Genomic DNA, 18,611 nt, shown 5'->3' on the forward strand with positions numbered 1-18,611 from the left:
AAGACTTGGAGGCAGCAGGATTCACCGTGACTGATACTCTTGACGTGTTGTTCGTGCCTGATGAGGATGTCATGGCTGAAGCCTTCGAGAAGGGTGCAGAGCTCGCACGTTCAATTAAGGAATAAATTTATTTTTATTCTTTTATTTTTTTACAGGAATAATTGTTGCGAGTAACAACATTTATATGTGATGAATTTATTATAATATAATATAAGGAGATAATGACCATGTCAAGCTTAGTAATTTACTTTTCAAGAAGCGGCGAAAACTACTTCGGAGGAGAACTCAAAAACATTGAAAAAGGAAACACTGAAGTAATCGCCGAATACATTAAAGAATTGGACAATGCAGACCTATTCAAGGTCGAACCGGCAGTTGAATACCCAGAGGACTACATGAAATGCATCGACATTGCCAAAAAGGAACAGCAAGATGATGTAAGACCTGAAATCAAGGAAACCCTTGACAATATCGACGCTTACGATACAATCTATATAGGATATCCTAACTGGTGGGGAACACTCCCGATGCCAATGTTCACACAGCTCGAGCAACTGGACTTCACCGGCAAGACCGTAAAGCCATTCGTAACCCATGAAGGCTCCGGATTCGGATCATCACTGAAAGACATTGAAAAATTATGCAAAGGCGCCGAGATAAAAAACGGACTGTCCATTCCGGGAGCAAACGTTGAAAATGCAAAATCAACCGTTGAAGCATGGATTAATGAATAGGTATCATTAATCCCAACCTCTTTTTTAGGTCAAAAATTTTAATTAATCATGAAGGACATAACATAATATTATGTCAAACTCAATTTTCGTGCCGGGCCACGTCACTGGCTTTTTCACAATAGAAAACCATGAGGTGTCACTGAAGAAGGGGTCATGCGGAGCCGGCTTTCTACTTTCCAAGGGCGTGAATACAACTATAGAATCATCGGATGAACTGGATATTGATGTCAATCAGGGTGATGACACTGTAATCAATGAGGTCTTGCGCATCCTTGAAATCGAACCTGATTTTAAAATCACACAGGACATTCAGCTGCCGATAGGTGCAGGCTTTGGAACCTCGGCCGCTTCAGCGTTGAGCTTAACAATGGCAATAAATGATTTTCTCGATTTAGGATACTCTAGGGATTTGTGTGGACAGATTGCCCATATGGCTGAGGTCAACCTGGGAGCTGGATTGGGGGATGTCATAGCCCAGACCGGTCAGGGAATGGTTTTAAGGACAAGTCCCGGTGCACCGGGGGTTGGTGAGATCAAGTCATTCGAGCATGATGTCGCAGTCGCCTGGAAGACCTTCGGAGGTATCGAAACCGCAAGCATAATCCGTGACCCTCACAGGAATCAGGTAATCAGTGATGTTGGATTGAAGTACCTTGAGTTTTTTGAGGAGAAGCCGTCGATTAGGAATTTCCTTGACTTCTCATATAGGTTTGCCTCTGAAACAAACTTGATGTCTGATGAAGTCAAAGAGCTTGTTGATTATCTCAATTCCTTCGATGATATTCTTGGAAGTTCCATGGCAATGCTTGGAAATACTGTATTTGCATTTGCGGAAAATGAATCATCATTCAAAACATTAAAAATCAAGGGCCTGCATATGGATGAGCTCAACAACAATGGCATGGTTTTATGATTAGATTAAGCTATGATGTCAAGAAATACAGGAGTGACATCAAGGAACTGGTAGGGCCGGATGACACTGTAATAGAATTGGGATGCCACACCGGAGGAACCACTCGAACACTTCCGCAAACATGCAACATTCTGGCAGTGGACAATTCCCCTGAGGCAACCGCTGAAATGGCTAAGCTGGCCCATGTCAGATTCATAAACGGTGATGTGAGGCGCCATGAAATACTCCTGGAAGCGTATAAGTCACTCCAGTCATGCGACCTGTTGCTGATTGATCTTGGTGGAGGATACCATCCCGACACTGTATTCAAGGTATTCTACATATGGTCAAGCACATTCAAACCAAAACATACGATTATCAGAAACAGGGGACTTGTTGAATTCTTCAACAGCGCAGATACAGGTGAAAAGGAATACCATACCGAAAGCGGACACCTTGACTCATACCATGACTCCGGAATACCCCCTCTAATCAAGGAATTCGAGCTGTGGACGCCGTCACTCTAGTGTCAACAATATGTTAAATTTTAGTATACTCATTTAAATAATATAATTATTATAAATATTTTTATACAAGTAAGGGAGTTTTATAAATGAACTTGAAGAAAATTTCAATAATATTGGTCATAGTATTAACATTCATACTATGCATAAGTGCAATATCGGCTGTTGAAAACGAAAACGTGACGCCAATTCAGGACGATAATCAAAAAGAACCAACACAAACAAACATGAGCACAGAAACTAATGTGCCAAAAGACAACACTCAAACCCAACCTGCGCCAAAAACTAACACTCGACCAGTAAGAACCGATGTGGATGCTGATGATGTTGTCGTATCCTACAAGAAGAAAGGATACTTCAAGGTGAAAGTCGAAAACGATGACACTGACAGGCCAGTGAAGAACCTTAAACTCAAGATTAAGGTATTCACAAAATCCAAAAGCAAAACCTACACTATAAAGACAAACTCCAAGGGAATTGCAAAATTCAACACCAAAAACCTCAAGGTGGGCGTTCACAAGGTGATAGTCACATCCACCGACAGCAAGTACAAAGTCTATGAGAAGGCTAAAATCACTGTCGGAAAGAAAAGCACAGTAACCCTGAAGGCCAAGCAGGTCAAGAAACTGTCCAACAAGGACAAGATCAGGGTCAAGGTCAGATACGATGACGATGACAATGAATACAAGGTAGTGTTCAAGGGAAAAGCGAAACACACTAAACTCATAAAAGCAAAATTCTACTTCAAGAACAAAAGAACAGGTAGAACAATCGTCAAGACCGATTATGCCGAATATGATGATGACACCGGCAGATTGGAAGGGCCAGAAGAGGATTGCTCATGGAGGTTTGCATTGCAAAAGGTTAAAGTAACATATGTTACATATAAATAAATGATAGGGGAAAAATTAAATTTTTTCCTTTAATTATTTTATTTTAGGTAATGATCATGAGCGCACAAAAGCAAAACGATTACACAAGCTTCATTAAAAACAACAACATATTAAAATCCGCCGTAAACGGACTGTACAGGTTCCTTGTACTGTGGATTATCAAGTACAATAAAAGCATTCACGGCTACGGAATCATGAAGGAACTGGACAAGTTCTTTAAAAACTTGATTGAGGAAGGAGTCCTTAAAAAAACCAATCCATCCAAGATTTACCCTATATTGAGGCAAATGGAAGAGTTTGAACTCATCACTGGCACAGTGAAGATGCAGGATGAGAAGAAAGTCACCTACTATGAGATTACCGATAAGGGTGAATTCTTCATTGACTACATTTTCGAGAGATTCATCTTGCATGAGAAGAACGCCCAATGGAAACTGATCTATGATGATTTGGTTTCAAACAAGTAACACTCTTATTTTTTTTTACTTTTAACACATTTTCATTGGAGAATGTTATATTTGTCCTATTTTAAGTTTATTGATGATGGTTTCAAGATAATCTAATTTCATCATTGTTTTTACATTATACTTTTTTTGAATTATTGGATAGTTTAGTTAGGATTTATAATAAATATTTAATTATTGTTTAATTTAACTTACATTTTTTTAATGAATACTATAATTTATAATAATCAATTGTATATTATTGTACAATCAAACTTTATATAGGTTAAAAAACATAAATACAAATCATAACTAATCGAGGTAATATAAAATGATAGGTAAAAAGATTCGTCTAGAAAGAATCATAAACAGGAATACAAAAAGAACAGTAATCGCACCGATGGACCATGGAGTGTCCAGCGGACCAATACCAGGAATAATCGACATGGACGAAACCGTAGAAAGCATCTCCCAAGGCGGAGCAGATGCAATATTGATGCACAAGGGTATCGTACAGCAAGGACACCGTGGATACGGTGAGGACATAGGTTTAATCGTGCACTTGTCAGCAAGTACCTCACTTGCACCTGACCCAAACGATAAGGTGACAGTAACCAGTGTCGAAAAGGCAATACAGCTTGGAGCAGACGCAGTGTCCGTGCATGTGAACCTTGGATCTGAAACCGAAAGCCAAATGCTCCAGGAACTCGGTGAAATCGCTGAAACCTGCGACTACTGGGGAATGCCATTGCTCGCTATGATGTACCCAAGAGGACAAAAAGTCGAAAACGAGCATGACGTTGAATTCGTAAAGCACGCTGCACGTGTAGGTTCAGAGCTCGGAGTGGACATAGTCAAAACCAACTACACCGGAGATCCTGATTCATTCAAGGAAGTAGTTGAAGGTGCAATAGTGCCTGTTGTTATTGCAGGCGGTCCAAAGGTCGAAACCGATGAGGAGCTCTTGCAGATGGTTAAGGATTCACTTGAAGTCGGCGGTGCAGGAGTCGCTTTCGGACGCAATCTTTTCCAAGCCGAAAACCCAGGTAAAATCACCCGTGCAATCTCTGAAGTCGTGCACCACGACCTTGAAGTTGAAGAGGCACTTGAATTCCTGAAATAAGGGTGAGTCTATGGATAATAAGTTCGCTTGGATTTCAACACCAGATGAACTCTGGGATGACAAGAAGGAAATGATAACCACTGCCCTTGAGTCAGGAATCGACCATGTGCTTGACCTGGATGATGTCGAGCAGATTAGAAAGCTCGGAAACGTGAAAATCATCGCTAACAGGGATGATGCAGACATATATCTTGTGGGCATAAACGGTGAAGGAGACGGTTTTGTGGAATTGAAAGATGATTTCACAGACTCAGTTGACATTAAAAACGCCAAGAAAGCCAAAGGCGAAGGAAAAACAGTATGCGCCTATATCAAGATTACCGATAAGGCACATGAGCAATTGGCAGTGAAGCTCGGGTCAATCGTGGACTATATCATTCTGGTCGGTACTGATTGGACCATCATCCCATTGGAAAACATTATTGCGGACTTGCAGAAAACCGATGTAGGAATCATAGCCGCCGTGCGCGACCTTGACGGAGCCCGTGTGGCATTGGAGACACTGGAGCATGGAACTGACGGTGTCATCTTTGAAGCGAATGACTTCAACAACATCAAGAAGATTGCCCAGGAAGTGGTTGAGGCATCACAAGTCAAGTACGAGTTGAAAACCGCCACAATCACTAATGTAAAGCCATTGGGTTCAGGCGACCGTGTTTGCGTCGACACCACTGACATGATGAAGCCGGGTGAGGGAATGCTCATCGGCTCATATTCAAAATCAATGTTTCTCGTGCATTCTGAAAGTCTGGAAAGCGAATACGTGGCATCAAGACCATTCCGCGTTAACGCAGGACCGGTTCAGGCTTACGTTATGGTTCCGGGAAACAAGACCAGATACCTCTCAGAGCTCGTTGCCGGGGATGAGGTGCTAATCGTCAACACCGAGGGCGAGACCCGCACAGCTTATGTTGGAAGAAGCAAGATTGAAAGAAGGCCATTGATACTTCTTGAAGCCGAGTATGAGGGCCAAACCATCAGGACACTGCTTCAGAATGCGGAGACAATTCGTATCGTTGACGAGAACAATGAACCGTTGTCCGTGGCGGACGTGAAGCCGGGGGACAAGGTGAAGGTCTACATTGAATCAAATGCCCGTCACTTCGGCATTGCGATTGATGAGACAATAATAGAACAATAATGATTTAGGAGAGATTATCATGACACAGGTTCGAGCATTCCTTGCAATAGACTCGGATGAGGATTTAAAGCCGAAAATCAACAAGATCATCAAGGAATTTAAGAAAATTGACACCAGGATTAAGTATGTTGAACTCGCCAACCTTCACTTGACACTGAAGTTCTTCGGCGACATCGACACCAACGGACTTGACGTTCTAAAAAAGGCAATCAGTAATGTAGTGTCTGATTTTGAACCATTCAGCATTAAAGTCAAGGGCTGCGGAGCGTTCCCGAACACCAGCCACATCAAGGTCATCTGGGTCGGCATAGAGGATGATGCTATAATCAGGGACCTGCATGATAAGCTCGACAAGGAATTTACCCGATTAGGATTTGACAAGGACAGGAAATTCTCCACTCACCTCACTATCGGCCGCATGAAAACAGCCAAGAACAAGAAGCAGGTCAAAGAGGTCATTGAGGAATTTGAGGAGTTTGAAATCGGTGAGATGAATGTTGACAGGATAATCCTTAAGAAGTCAACCCTGACACCGTCCGGACCGATTTATGAGGATATGGAAATATTTGAATTGTGATTATGATGGATTATGAAAGCATACTAAAGGATATCAAACCGACAACTGATGAAAAGGAGCATATTGACAGCGTATCATCAAGCGTCATGAGCTTCCTGCAGGGGGAGTGTGACGATAATGACATACCTGCAAGGGTTGCTCTTGTAGGCTCCGTTGCCAAAAACACTGCCCTCAAGGGCAAGTCCGACATTGATATCTTCATTGCTTTTCCATTGGAAACCGACAAGAAAAAACTGAAGAAAACAGGCTTGGATTTGGCGCATAAGTGCTGTGACGAATTCGGAAGTGACCCTGAGCATCATTTCGCCTCCCACCCATATGTCACAACTCATATCGAGGATTGCGAGGTGGATATCGTGCCCTGCTATGCCATCGAAAACGGTGACCAGCTCAAATCAGCCGTTGACCGCACAATTCTCCACACCCGCTACGTCAAGGCACACTTGACCCGTGAGCAGGAGGATGAGGTTCTTCTATTGAAAAGGTTCATGGCCATGACCGGAACCTACGGCTCCGAGTTCAAGGTAGGGGGCTTTGCAGGGTATCTTTGCGAACTGCTGATAATCCATTACGGCAGTTTCGAGAACACCCTCAAGAATGCAATTGACTGGAAGTATGGCGAGACCATTGACATTGAGGATTATGGCACCGCAAAGAATTTCAGGGATCCGTTGATTGTCATTGACCCCACCGACAGGAACCGCAATGTAGGGGCCGCATTGAGGCTGAACAAGATGGCTGAGTTCATCCAGTCCGCCAGGAATTATCTTTTCGGCGACAATAAAAGGGATTATTTCTATCCTCTGAAGAGGGAATTGGATAAGGCTAATATCTTAAATGAATTCAAAAACCGAAACAGCGAGGTCATAGCCGTCCGCTTCCAGATACCTGACATTCCATTGGATACGTTGCATCCTCAGATTAAAAAGACAACCGAGGCATTGGAGCGAAAGTTGAATGATGAGGAGTTCAACGTCTTCAGGGCGGATTACTGGAGCGATGAGGTCATGACCGGTGTCATCGTCTTGGAGATGGCTTCATCCAGGCTGAACAATGTCAGGGTTAATGTGGGGCCTAAGGTGTTCATAAAGCAGGCCTGTGAGAATTTCATCGGCAAGTACGGCCGTGAGAACTGTTATATTCAGGATGATTATCTGGTTCACACTCAGGAAAGGGAGTTCACGGTTGCCAGTGACTTGATCAGACATATTTTCACAAGGGAGCATATCGGCATGATTAAGGTCGGCAAGAACCTGAAAAACACTTTAATCAGCACTCACGAGTTCATTGATATCGGTGAGTTGGCGGATAATCCTGATTTTTTAATGTTTCTGGATGATTTCCTAAATCCCGCCCAGCACATTTCAAGGTGCTGATTAATTTTTATATACTTCTTTTAACATACAGTAATAATGTAGATTTAGGTTAACCTAAAGTGATGATAATGAGTGACAAGACATTGTATGATTTTGAAAAACAGGATATGACAGACTATAAAAGCATAGAACGCCAGGCATTGAGAAAGGCAAGCGAGCTCAACGACAAGCTCATTGATGTCAAGACCCTCCTTGAGGAAGTGACATATGACTGGGATGAGTTCATCACATTTCTGGAGGATGAAAACATCTCAAAATACGCTGAGTTCAAGGGCAGACAGACCATAGACTTTGACGAGGAGCTAAAAAAAGCAATAGTCACAACCCTGAAGGACTCCCTTAACAACACCAACAAGGCAATCAATTACAATTCAAAGAAAATTAAAATAAATCGCGTAATAAGTGGATAGAAACTTTTATAATGTTCAATTTTTAAATTATTAACTATGTCAGAGATAGAAAAACTAACTGCAGATGTTGATGTTGCTGAATACCTTGACAAGTATGTTGACTTTGAAGAGGTGTCAAAACTCTGCATAGCCGAACAGGAAGAGTTGGGGTACAACTGGAATTACCCGCCATTTGATTTTGATGTAAATGACTTATGGAATAGTTACAATAAGCTCAGGATAATAGCATTCAAGATAAACTTCTCCGAGGAGGAGCTGGAGCACACTTTCGAGGAAAAGGAACTTGAATTCATACTCAAAAGATTCGAAAGACTGAAAGTCAAGTTAATGAATGAAATCTACGCCCAGGAAAGCGAGGATGCAATGGGATTGTTTCTGGGCAAATGCAACCTCTGCATGAGATGCACAAGGGAATTCGGCATGCCATGCAAGATGCCCTTCAAGATGAGATACTCCCTCGAGTCACTGGGAGCATACGTTGACAGGACAGTCGAGGACATTTTCGGATACAAGATACTTTACGCTCATGACGGCAAGCTGCCTGAATACCTGATATTCGTCGGTGGATTGCTTTATGATAAAAAAGATGGTGATTAAAAATGAAAATAAGTATAATTGGAGGAACAGGACCACAAGGACTCGGAATTGCAGAAAGACTAGCTATCGCAGGATTGGATGTGATAGTCGGGTCTAGAAAAGAAGAAAAAGCACTAGACGTCGTGGCAAAAGCCAAGGAAGACTTAGCCGATTATGACTTATCCAACATGGTTGGAATGGCAAATGAAGATGCAGCACGCGAAGGTGACGTATTGATAATCACAGTACCGCTAGCCGCACAAAAACCTACAATCGAAGGAATCAAGGAATTCTGCACAGACAAGATAGTCATGGATGCAACAGTGCCATTAGAAACAGCAATAGGCGGAAAACCATTCAGGTTCATCGACCTCATGGAAGGATCCGCAGCAGAAAGAACAGCAAAAATACTAGAAGGAACAGGCGCAAAAGTAATCTGCGCATTCTGCAACATCTCCAATTCACACTTAGCAAACATCCCAGAAGAAATCGACTGTGACTGTCTCATAGCAGGAGACGATAATGACGCAAAAGCAACAGCTGCAGAAATCATCGATCAAATTCCTGGAATCAAGACAATCGACTGCGGAATACTTGAAAAAGCAAGAATCATCGAGAAAATCACTCCATTGCTGATTGGATTGAATATTAAATATAAATCCCATTATGGTGGTTTAAGGATAACAGGCATTCCAGCACTCGACAAGGAATAATTACTATGGATTCATTTGAACAACTCATCGGCAAGAACCTTAATGAAGTTGATTTGAATGAATCATCAACTTTTTTAATATCACCACTCAAATACTCCACCAAACTCTGCGGCAAACGGTATCCATCACAGAAGCTGAAACTAGCTGACATTGACTATTTTAATTTGATAACATTCACTGAGCTTTTCAAAAAGGAAGCGCTTTTAATTTTATGGATTAATGATGAGGATATCATCACCGACCTTGAAATCTACTACCTAAGCAATGATTTTGATGTGCTTTTAATGGATTACTATACTATCAAAAAGGCAATTGACAATGGTAATGCACACAAGCTCACCGAAGGCGACACTAAATATTTGGGTGCGGCAAGGTTAAGTGAAAAGACCGCTCAGCCACATAATGACAGGCCCGCTCATAAGAGGCAGTTCGTTTTAAAGAAGAAATACCTCCAGAAAATCATCGATGAGATAAGCCATTCTGGCATATGCTGAACTTTTTTTCACTAAAATATTAATCTTTAAAGAATGGCGTTTTTCAATAGCTTGACTACATGCGACAATATAAAATCAACAATTTTTTTTGAAAATACATTTCATTGTCAAATAATCATTACCTTTTTAAATGTTGAACATCATAAATACATATCGTATTTATGATTGACAACTATAACGATGCAACATTCGATGTTCCATTCAAGGTAAGAAATGTAACTGAAGCTGCCAATATCACCACTATCAAAGCGGATAACCTGACACGTGGTTACAACAGTCAATATGATTTCCAGGCTACATTCCTTGACAGTGATGGTGCGGCTCTTAAAAACGCTGATGTTGAATTCATCATTGATGGTAAGACATATAAGGTTAAAACAAATAAGGACGGTATTGCACAATTGACCACTTCCCATTTGGCTGTGGGCACATATAACGTTACTAGCGTCAACCCGGTAACCGGTGAAAGCACAGTCAACAAGTTGGAAATCGTCAAGAGAATCATCAAGAACAAGGACATGACCATTGACTTTTTAAGCGGCAAGTACTATGTAGTTCAGGTCATTGGTGATGACGGCAAGCCTGTAGGGGAGGGTGAAATCGTTGACATCTATGCCAACACTATCCATTATGTTGCAAAAACTGATAAGAATGGTTATGCAAGGCTTAAGATCAACTTGAACCCTAAAACCTACTACTTCCACGCGGAGTACAAGACATTCAAGACCAACAAGAACAAGATTGTCGTAAAACAGACCTTGAAACTTGTCAAAAAGACTGTTAAAGTCAAAAAAGGCAAGAAGATAGTCTTGAAGGCCAAACTCAAATGGAGTAATGGAAAAGCAATCAAGGGCAAGAAGATAGTCTTCAAGTTCAAGGGCAAAAAGTATTCTGCCAAAACCAACAAGAAAGGTATTGCCAAAGTGACAATCAAGAAGAAATCCGTTCTCAAAAAGCTCAAGAAGGGCAAATCCTACAAGTTCACTGCGGCATATAAGACCAACAAGGTGAAAGGCAAGGTGAAAGTGAAAAAATAGGTGAATCCAATTTCACTTATTTTTAATTTTTTTCTTTTTTTCAAAGTGCGGTTAAATTAATTTAATGCACTATAATTTTTATATTTTTTAATTTTATTTCATTTATTTTAATGTTAATTTTGATAATTCATTAGGCATCTGCAATTTTTTGATAACTATAACTTTATCATGTATGTTCAACAAATAATTTAGCATGAAAAAGGTAAAAATCACTATTCTAAAAACAACTCTCCAGGATGATCTTGCCCAGGAGTATGGTGTCAAGGGTTTCACAACCTGTCCATTGATGAAGGAGGGTGAAGTGTACTATGCTGACTATGCCAAGCCCGATGGGTTCTGTGACGAGGCCTGGAAGGCAATATACCAATATGTTTTCGCCCTGGCCCATGGCGCTCAGGAAGTATGGTACTATCATGACTGGATTGAAAAGCCGGGCGTGGCAATAGTGTCATGCAATGACGGCCTAAGACCGGTCATCATGAAACTCGAGGCAACAGATATAGAATCTGAAAGTGATTAACCATGCTGACATGCCCGAATTGCGGAAGCTACATCCCATTGGGAAACCATTCCTGCAGCTGCGGAACAACAATGATATGCTGATGATGGCGAGGTTAGAAGACACGATGAGGCAGTCAAATACAGGAGGCAACGTCAGGAATACCTAGAGAGGCTTCAGAGCGAAAACGCTTGCTAGGATGATTTTTTCAATGAGCTGCCATGTTGATACGCAACATGAACGATGGTGTTCAACTTTGACGCCACTTTCAAGGCAAGATTCGTCATGTCAAGCCCATTCAACCGGTTGGCATTGTTGGAGGACTTGGTCGTTGCCAACTTTTCAAGACTCTATTCAAATGAGGAATTCATCAAGCTCATAAGATTAACCGAGAAGAGAACCGGCCATAGGTTCAGTTTCTGCAAGGCAATGATTGTTGATTATACGGTGATGGTTTCGGCTTATTTCGATAACGGCGGCGCATGGACTGTTGGCTTGGACAATATGTGTTTAATCGAATGAGTCAAACTCCTTTTGGGCATTCTCAAAAAAGTAGGCCAGTTCACGGCCGTTGACGAAGATATGTGAAACAGTTATGGATATGCTCATCTCGTAATCATCATTGACTTTACCCCATGTAATCAATGGCTGAATCGCCTGTCCGTCAACAGTGCAGTTTGTCAATGTGTCGAAGTCAATCCATGGGATGCATGAGAAATTCGCTATGTTTGTCATGTCACGCTCTTCCATTTCACAGATGAACCCTTCCTGTTCATCTGATAAAATCTCGCTGATTTCTTCTCTAACATAATCATGCCATTCCACAATATCATTGAACTCCTGAGGTGTCTTCACGCGTATTTCACGGTAAATCTCATTGTCCTCATCCATGATGGGTGAAACGCCGTCAAGATAATCATACTCCACAGCCTTGCCGTCAAGTATTCTTCTTTTTAATTGGGGCACTGAATTCACTGCATTCATCAGGCACCCGAGGCTCATGGTGAAAAATGACTTGTTGTTTTCATGGCACCATTTCCACAGCTTTTCAACATTTACCCTTGCGGACATGGCGTATCTCGCGGATTGGAAATTTATGAATGGATTGTTTTTTAAATCAAAATCTAGTTCTCTCATGCTTTAACCTTAATCTTTTTATACTATTTTTCATTATATATATTATTGTATAAATCATATGTGGTTTTGTTAAAATGAAAGTAGTAATCGTTGGTGGAGGAGCTGGAGGAATATCCACAGCTTCAAATATTCGTAAACTCGACAATGACATTGAAATAACAGTTCTCACAAGAGACAATAAGGTAGCATACTCACCATGCGCAATACCATACGTACTCTCAGGTAAAATCGAATCATTCGATGATATCATCATGAGAACCCCAGAAGACTATAAGGAAAAGGACATTGACGTCATAGTGGAAGTGGAAGTGACTGCAGTTGACGCTGCCAAGAAAACAGTCACCTACACTAAAGGCGGCAAGGACACTGTGCTTAAATACGATAAGCTCGTATTGGCAACTGGCGGAAACCCATTCGTGCCTCCAATGCAGGGAGTCGACCTCGATGGCGTGTTCAGGATCAGAAACATCGATGATGGTATCAGGGTGCAGGAAGCTATGAAAACTGCTAAAAGCGCAATCGTCACAGGTGCTGGCTTAATAGGTATTGAAATAGCATACGCATTAAAGCAGCAGGGACTCGATGTTATATTAAGTGAAATGCTTCCGCAAATTGTTCCAAGATCCCTTGACAAGGACATGTCCGACATTCTCGTGAAATACCTTGAAATGGAAGGAATCAAGGTAGTTTTAGGAAAACCGATTACCAAACTGATTGGTGACGGCAAGGTCGAGAAGGCATGCTTCGGAGATGAGGACCTCTACGATGCAGACATGGTAATCATGGCAACTGGGGTAAGGGCAGAACTCGACTTGGCTAAGATGGCAGGATGTGAAATCGGAAGATGGGCCATTCTTGTAAATGACAGGATGGAAACATCAGTGGAAGACATCTATGCTGTTGGTGACTGTGTAGAGTCAAAAGACCTGATTTTAGGTTCAAACACCATTTCCCAATTGGGAACAACTGCAGTGCGTGAATCAAAAACACTGGCCCGTACAATATGCGGCAAGAAATCAAAATTCAACCCAGTATTGAACTCAATGGTGTCCAAAGTCGGAAAGCTGGAATTCGGTGCAGTCGGATACACCACAAGCTTCGCACAGCAAAACCGTATCCGCCCGGTAGTTCAGAAGGTACAGGCACTCACCCGTGCACGCTACTATCCTAATGCAAAGCCAATGGACATTAAAGTAATCTGTGATGGGAACGGAACCATCATAGGATGCCAGATCATAGCAGAGGAAAGGGTGGCTGAGCGTATCGATACAATGACACTGGCCATTACAGAAGGACTCACCTGCTTTGACTTGAGCAACATGGAATTCGCTTACGCACCACCAGTGTCAATGGTTACAGACCCATTGATTCTTGCGGTTGAGGAAGTGAGCAAGAAATTCAGTTAAAATTAATATAAATAATTATTGGAGATGATATAATATGCCAGAACATGGACACGGACATGGACATGGTCATCATGGTCACGGAGGCCAAATGACCCCAGAACAACAGATGCAAATGATTCAGCAAGACATCAGGCTTGCAAAAAACCTAGGTCAAATCAAGCATAAGATTGTAGTCATGAGCGGAAAAGGGGGAGTTGGAAAATCCACTGTTGCTGCAAACATTGCAGAAACCCTTCAGGCAATGGGCTACAAGACAGGTATACTCGATGCGGATATTCATGGACCTAACGTTCCTAAAATGCTAGGTATCGAAATGCTCGAGGAAGAGTTCAACCAGTACCAGTTTGACGCTTTCAAAAACATTGTTGAAGCCGACCTGGACACCAGCCTTCCTGAAGAGGAGCAAAAGGAGTTCATTGAAGAGAAGAAAAAGGAGTATCAGCATTCAATCTTTCCGGTCACTACCGAGAGCGGATTGAAGGTGATGTCAATGGCATTCCTGATTGATGCATTGGACAGGCCAATCATCTGGAGGGGACCGCAAAAAACCGGTGCAATCAAACAATTAGTGTCAGACTGCCACTGGGGCAAGCTTGACTTCTTGATTATCGACAACCCGCCTGGAACAGGGGATGAACCTTTAACAGTATTGCAAACCATTCCGGAAGCGGACCTTGTATTGATGGTCACCACACCGAATGTCGTATCACAGGAGGATGTGCTCAAGTGTGTGAAGATGGTTGAGATGATGAACATCAAAAACATCGGGCTCATTGAGAACATGGCCTATTACATCTGTCCTCACTGCGGTGAGAAGCTCAACATTTTCGGTGAAGGCAACGGTGAGAAATTCGCTGAGGAAATGGAAATCACTTATCTTGGCGACTTGCCTATTGAGGAAAGTGTTTCCGATGCACCTAACAAGGACTCAGCCATTTCAGTGCTTGACCCAGATGATGAAGTTTCCAAACGCTTCGTGGAAATCATCGAAGACATTAAAAAAGAGTTTTTAGAGTAAGCTTACATTCAATATGTAGCTTACGCTACTAATATTAACGAGATATCCTAAGAATTTAGGATCATCTTCTAATTTTTTAAAGTAATCCAGTTTTTCAATGATGTAATCCTTGTTTTCATCCATCACGTTAAGGGAGAAGTACTGCATTCCAAGAGTGTATTCGCGATGATCGGTAAACACGGGGACAATGTATTCATCGTCGTTGCCGTATGGTATTTTAACGGGTTTGTCGTCTTCGGTTGAGATTATGAATTGGTTTTCTTTTATGTATTCCTTCATGTCCTCTTCTATTTTAAGTATTGCTTCCTGGTTGTTGTTTTCACCCTGCATGTAGGCTAGGTTAATCAGGTTCTTAAATTCTGGATTGTTTATTTCTTCTAGTTTCATCATTCTTACTATTTATTTTAAGTGATATATAATTTTTAGAATTTCATTTGATTTAGGTTAAACTAAACTTTTATATTACAGTGTCCTCAAAAATATTGTGATTACAGTCGATGATGTGACACTCCCAGACAATGTCACAGTTAAAATGACCGCCGATGTTGACGGAACCTATGCTGTCGACATTAACGGAACAGTAGTGAATGTAAAAGTCTCAAACGGTAATGGTGAAAATACAACCTCCCTCAAGACAGGCCACTATCTTGCAAACACAACATTCGAGGATGTAAACTATGAGGCAAGAATAACCGTCGACACATTCAATGTGTCCAAGGTCTCCGAGTATGAGATGAACGCAAGCGTGAACGATACTGAAATCACAGTAACCGTGCCTAAAGATGCAAGCGGAAACGTCACAGCAAAAATTGCAAACCAGACCTATTCTGCAAAGATTGAAAACGGCACAGCAGTGATAGGCGCATTCGATATTCCTGAAGGAAACCACACTGCCGAAATCATATACGAAGGGGATGGCAAGTACGCCGGCAAGAGCACAAGCTCCAACATAGTCAAGAACCACATTCCAACAGTGATATCCGACGATTTGAACAGGGGATACAATAGTGGAATGGACTTCAACGCAACATTCAAGGACGCTAAGGGAAACCCTCTGGCAAATTCCACAGTCACATTCAAGATTGGTGATAAAACATATAATGTCACCACCGATTCAGAAGGTGTGGCAAGATTGAATGAGAAACTTGCAGTTGGAAACTATCTCGTGACCTCAATAAATCCGGTAACGGGGGAAAATGCCTCAAACAATTTAACCATAACAGTAAGGATAGCTAACAACAAGGACCTTGTAATGGACTATAGGGACGGAAGCAAATTTTCCGTTCAACTCATAGGCGATGACGGAAAGGCAGCTGGCGCAGGCGAGACAGTTGTGTTCAAAGTCAATGGACGTGAGTATAATGTTAAAACCAATGCAAAAGGTATAGCATCACTTCCAATCTACCTCGTGCCGAAAACCTATACCGTAACATCCACATACAAGGATTCAATTGTTAAAAACAAGATTACAGTCAAACAGATCCTTAAATCCAAGAATGTTAAGGTTAAAAGGTCAGCCAAGAAACTGACACTTAGGGCAACACTCAAATGGTCAAACGGAAAAGCCATTGCAGGCAAGAAGATAACCTTCAAATTCAAGGGCAAAACCTATACTGCCAAGACCAACAAGAAGGGTGTTGCAAAAGTTGTAATTAAGAAGAAAGTCATCAAGAAACTTAAAGCCGGTAAGAAATACAAGTTTAAAGTTAAATATATTGATGACACCATTACAAAAAAGTTACAGTTAGAAAATAAGGATTGATTCATATCCTTATTCTTTTTTTAATTTTTTGTGACTATTTTACCGGCATTGATGTTCACTATCCATTCATCATAAAACTTTTTTATAATAAAAACCAAAGATTAATAATATACTTTGGAGGAAATCTCATGTTTTACAGTACCATTATGAAAATCGATTCAATTGACAGATTAAGAGACATCAGGGATGCACTGCTTGTGGAACAAGGTATCAACCCTACCCGTCAAGGAGAACAGGCCATTAAAGTAGTGGTTGAGCGCATCGATGAAATTCAAGCAACTCTTGATAAATCCGCAACCAAGAACCTGAACAGAAGAAAATAAAAGTGATTCAAGTGTTGAGAAGAGTAACCAGCGGAAGACGATTACTCAGAAAGAGAATGTACAAGGCACCACATTCACGCCATCGCATATCCCAGTATTATCGTGAAAACAAGAACAAGGCCAAACCACACCAGGAAAAGTTCAGGGAAATGAACGGGCCAAGAATCAAACCCAGAAGAAGACCTAAAAGAGAAGTTATTGAAGGGTTTAAAATGTCATACCGTTACAAGTATTATCAAAACGGCAATGTTGAAGAAGAAAAAGATGAAGAAGAATCAGAGTAGAATTTCAATTTTATCCAAATAATTATTCTTATTTAAATGCTGTCAAGTATACAAAGATCAAAGTGAAAAAATCTGAATCCATTATTGATGTTTCTGACGCATATTCATTTTGTAAAGATGAAACATTTTTAATTGCCAATATTACTTCAAATAATATCGTTAATGAATGTAATGTAAGTTTTTATATCGGTAATCGTTATATCGGTAATGCTTTAGTTATTGGTGGTATTGCAAAAATAAAGTATAAACCGACAGAAAACATTGGTGAATATGAAATTAAGGCAACATATAATTCTAATAATTATATAAATTCTACCAATTCATCTAAATTATTTGTAGATGCAGTATCTATTGAATTAAGTTGTGAAGATGGAGTTGTGGGATTAAATGGTATAATCACTGCCAATATTAAAGGAATTTACAAAAATATATATGCTGGACAAGTTAGTTTTTGCATTAAGGGTAAACATGTTAATACCACAGAATTGGTTAATAATTCTGCCAGTATTATATATTGTCCATTAGATGCAGGTAAATATACGATTAATGCAATCTATTCTATCGATGGTAAGACTTCACGTGCTGAAGACACAATTGCATATAAGTAAATAAAGCAGATTCAATAACTTTCATCGACAATATTGGAAATATTATAAATCATGTTATTGTATTAATCGCTACAGTCACAAGCCCGAATAACTTATCAATTAATGAAGGCTATGTGATCTTTTTTGATGATGATTTAGGCATTGGAACTGCTAATGTTAATAATGGTAAAGCAATGTTATCTTATACTCCTCTTACAGTTGGAAAACATAATATTCGTGCAATTTATATTGGTGATAATTATTTAAGTTTTAGTAGTAATTCTGCCATAATAATACAAAGCCAAAATACGCCAACTAACTCAAACGCTCCGATTAAACCAATAGAAAAAACAATCTTAACACTCAAAAAGGTTAAAGTCAAAATATCCGCTAAAAAACTAATAATCCAAGCAACTTTGAAAATCAATGGTAAAGCAGTTAAAGGTAAAACTATTAAATTCAAATTTAATAAGAAAACCTATAAAGCTAGAACCAATGCTAAAGGTGTGGCTAAGATTACAGTTAAAAAATCAGTCTTGAAAAAACTTAAAAAAGGCAAAAAGGTAACTTACACTGCAACATATGGAAAAATAACCAAAAAAGTTACTGTGAAAGTTAAGTAATTGCTTCGGCAGTTACTTCACTTTTTTTTAATCAATACA

General features: G+C 40.5%; 25 protein-coding genes. 23 read left to right on the forward strand and 2 right to left on the reverse strand.

Annotation, left to right across the window (positions count from 1 at the left end; genetic code table 11):
- The first annotated feature begins 227 nt into the window (after positions 1 to 227).
- The 16 genes from QZU77_RS09060 (at position 228) to QZU77_RS09135 (ending at position 11,954) form a co-directional block, all read left to right on the forward strand.
- Positions 228 to 734 carry a flavodoxin gene (locus tag QZU77_RS09060; protein WP_295603302.1) on the forward strand — a complete coding sequence of 169 codons (507 nt, stop codon included), beginning with the start codon at positions 228 to 230 and terminating at the stop codon, positions 732 to 734.
- 70 nt (positions 735 to 804) lie between these two features.
- Positions 805 to 1,647: a pantoate kinase gene (locus QZU77_RS09065; RefSeq protein WP_295603304.1), complete on the forward strand. Its 843-nt coding sequence runs from the start codon at positions 805 to 807 to the stop codon at positions 1,645 to 1,647.
- Positions 1,644 to 2,153 (forward strand): trans-aconitate 2-methyltransferase, encoded by a 510-nt coding sequence (locus QZU77_RS09070; protein WP_295603306.1) that lies wholly within the window; start codon positions 1,644 to 1,646, stop codon positions 2,151 to 2,153. Before QZU77_RS09065 ends, QZU77_RS09070 begins: the two co-directional genes overlap by 4 nt.
- Before the next feature lie 86 nt (positions 2,154 to 2,239).
- Entirely contained in the window at positions 2,240 to 3,043 is an 804-nt protein-coding gene (locus tag QZU77_RS09075) for a hypothetical protein (protein ID WP_295603309.1), read from the forward strand.
- A 56-nt stretch (positions 3,044 to 3,099) separates the two neighbouring features.
- Positions 3,100 to 3,510 (forward strand): PadR family transcriptional regulator, encoded by a 411-nt coding sequence (locus QZU77_RS09080; RefSeq protein ID WP_295603311.1) that lies wholly within the window; start codon positions 3,100 to 3,102, stop codon positions 3,508 to 3,510.
- Positions 3,511 to 3,817: 307 nt separating this feature from the next.
- A complete protein-coding gene (locus QZU77_RS09085) occupies positions 3,818 to 4,609 on the forward strand; it encodes a 2-amino-3,7-dideoxy-D-threo-hept-6-ulosonate synthase (RefSeq protein ID WP_295603313.1) in 792 nt (263 codons plus the stop codon).
- Positions 4,610 to 4,619: 10 nt separating this feature from the next.
- Entirely contained in the window at positions 4,620 to 5,750 is a 1,131-nt protein-coding gene (locus QZU77_RS09090; RefSeq protein ID WP_295603315.1) for a 3-dehydroquinate synthase II, read from the forward strand.
- A gap of 19 nt (positions 5,751 to 5,769) precedes the next feature.
- Positions 5,770 to 6,327 (forward strand): RNA 2',3'-cyclic phosphodiesterase, encoded by a 558-nt coding sequence (thpR, locus tag QZU77_RS09095; protein ID WP_295603317.1) that lies wholly within the window; start codon positions 5,770 to 5,772, stop codon positions 6,325 to 6,327.
- A gap of 5 nt (positions 6,328 to 6,332) precedes the next feature.
- Positions 6,333 to 7,703, forward strand: coding sequence for a CCA tRNA nucleotidyltransferase (cca, locus tag QZU77_RS09100; protein ID WP_295603319.1), 1,371 nt, complete (start codon positions 6,333 to 6,335; stop codon positions 7,701 to 7,703).
- Positions 7,704 to 7,771: 68 nt separating this feature from the next.
- On the forward strand, positions 7,772 to 8,113 hold the full coding sequence (locus QZU77_RS09105; protein WP_295603321.1) for a hypothetical protein: 342 nt from the start codon (positions 7,772 to 7,774) through the stop codon (positions 8,111 to 8,113).
- A gap of 36 nt (positions 8,114 to 8,149) precedes the next feature.
- Positions 8,150 to 8,710 (forward strand): DUF2284 domain-containing protein, encoded by a 561-nt coding sequence (locus QZU77_RS09110; RefSeq protein WP_295603323.1) that lies wholly within the window; start codon positions 8,150 to 8,152, stop codon positions 8,708 to 8,710.
- A gap of 2 nt (positions 8,711 to 8,712) precedes the next feature.
- Entirely contained in the window at positions 8,713 to 9,402 is a 690-nt protein-coding gene (npdG, locus tag QZU77_RS09115) for an NADPH-dependent F420 reductase (RefSeq protein WP_295603325.1), read from the forward strand.
- Between the two features lie 5 nt (positions 9,403 to 9,407).
- Positions 9,408 to 9,896, forward strand: coding sequence for a hypothetical protein (locus QZU77_RS09120; protein WP_295603327.1), 489 nt, complete (start codon positions 9,408 to 9,410; stop codon positions 9,894 to 9,896).
- Positions 9,897 to 10,057: 161 nt separating this feature from the next.
- Positions 10,058 to 10,933 carry a hypothetical protein gene (locus QZU77_RS09125; RefSeq protein WP_295603329.1) on the forward strand — a complete coding sequence of 292 codons (876 nt, stop codon included), beginning with the start codon at positions 10,058 to 10,060 and terminating at the stop codon, positions 10,931 to 10,933.
- Between the two features lie 193 nt (positions 10,934 to 11,126).
- Positions 11,127 to 11,453 carry a TIGR04076 family protein gene (locus QZU77_RS09130; protein ID WP_295603331.1) on the forward strand — a complete coding sequence of 109 codons (327 nt, stop codon included), beginning with the start codon at positions 11,127 to 11,129 and terminating at the stop codon, positions 11,451 to 11,453.
- 222 nt (positions 11,454 to 11,675) lie between these two features.
- A complete protein-coding gene (locus QZU77_RS09135) occupies positions 11,676 to 11,954 on the forward strand; it encodes a hypothetical protein (protein ID WP_295603333.1) in 279 nt (92 codons plus the stop codon).
- On the opposite strand, the gene QZU77_RS09140 is transcribed toward QZU77_RS09135, so the two are convergent.
- Positions 11,943 to 12,569 carry a CatA-like O-acetyltransferase gene (locus tag QZU77_RS09140; protein WP_295603335.1) on the reverse strand — a complete coding sequence of 209 codons (627 nt, stop codon included), beginning with the start codon at positions 12,567 to 12,569 and terminating at the stop codon, positions 11,943 to 11,945. The two genes, QZU77_RS09135 and QZU77_RS09140, sit on opposite strands and share 12 nt — an antisense overlap.
- Before the next feature lie 74 nt (positions 12,570 to 12,643).
- On the opposite strand from QZU77_RS09140, the gene QZU77_RS09145 reads away from it, so the two are divergent.
- A complete protein-coding gene (locus QZU77_RS09145; RefSeq protein WP_295603338.1) occupies positions 12,644 to 13,975 on the forward strand; it encodes an FAD-dependent oxidoreductase in 1,332 nt (443 codons plus the stop codon).
- A 34-nt stretch (positions 13,976 to 14,009) separates the two neighbouring features.
- Positions 14,010 to 14,993: an Mrp/NBP35 family ATP-binding protein gene (locus tag QZU77_RS09150; RefSeq protein ID WP_295603340.1), complete on the forward strand. Its 984-nt coding sequence runs from the start codon at positions 14,010 to 14,012 to the stop codon at positions 14,991 to 14,993.
- Here the strand turns inward: QZU77_RS09150 and QZU77_RS09155 are convergent.
- Entirely contained in the window at positions 14,985 to 15,380 is a 396-nt protein-coding gene (locus QZU77_RS09155) for a hypothetical protein (protein WP_295603342.1), read from the reverse strand. The genes QZU77_RS09150 and QZU77_RS09155 overlap by 9 nt on opposite strands.
- A 97-nt stretch (positions 15,381 to 15,477) precedes the next feature.
- On the opposite strand from QZU77_RS09155, the gene QZU77_RS09160 reads away from it, so the two are divergent.
- The 5 genes from QZU77_RS09160 to QZU77_RS09180 all read left to right on the forward strand — a co-directional run bounded on the left by QZU77_RS09160 (position 15,478) and on the right by QZU77_RS09180 (position 18,572).
- Positions 15,478 to 16,755, forward strand: a complete 1,278-nt coding sequence (locus QZU77_RS09160) for a hypothetical protein (RefSeq protein ID WP_295603344.1) — start codon at positions 15,478 to 15,480, stop codon at positions 16,753 to 16,755.
- A 128-nt stretch (positions 16,756 to 16,883) separates the two neighbouring features.
- Positions 16,884 to 17,078, forward strand: a complete 195-nt coding sequence (locus QZU77_RS09165) for a hypothetical protein (RefSeq protein WP_116591687.1) — start codon at positions 16,884 to 16,886, stop codon at positions 17,076 to 17,078.
- 11 nt (positions 17,079 to 17,089) lie between these two features.
- Complete coding sequence (locus QZU77_RS09170; protein WP_295603346.1) at positions 17,090 to 17,362, forward strand: hypothetical protein; 273 nt, start codon at positions 17,090 to 17,092, stop codon at positions 17,360 to 17,362.
- A 62-nt stretch (positions 17,363 to 17,424) separates the two neighbouring features.
- Positions 17,425 to 17,970, forward strand: a complete 546-nt coding sequence (locus tag QZU77_RS09175; protein WP_295603348.1) for an Ig-like domain-containing protein — start codon at positions 17,425 to 17,427, stop codon at positions 17,968 to 17,970.
- Positions 17,971 to 18,035: 65 nt separating this feature from the next.
- Positions 18,036 to 18,572 (forward strand): Ig-like domain-containing protein, encoded by a 537-nt coding sequence (locus QZU77_RS09180; RefSeq protein WP_295603350.1) that lies wholly within the window; start codon positions 18,036 to 18,038, stop codon positions 18,570 to 18,572.
- The last annotated feature ends 39 nt before the right edge of the window (positions 18,573 to 18,611 follow it).

Origin of the sequence: uncultured Methanobrevibacter sp. (assembly GCF_902774605.1) — an archaeon.
Classification (GTDB): Archaea; Methanobacteriota; Methanobacteria; order Methanobacteriales; family Methanobacteriaceae; genus Methanocatella.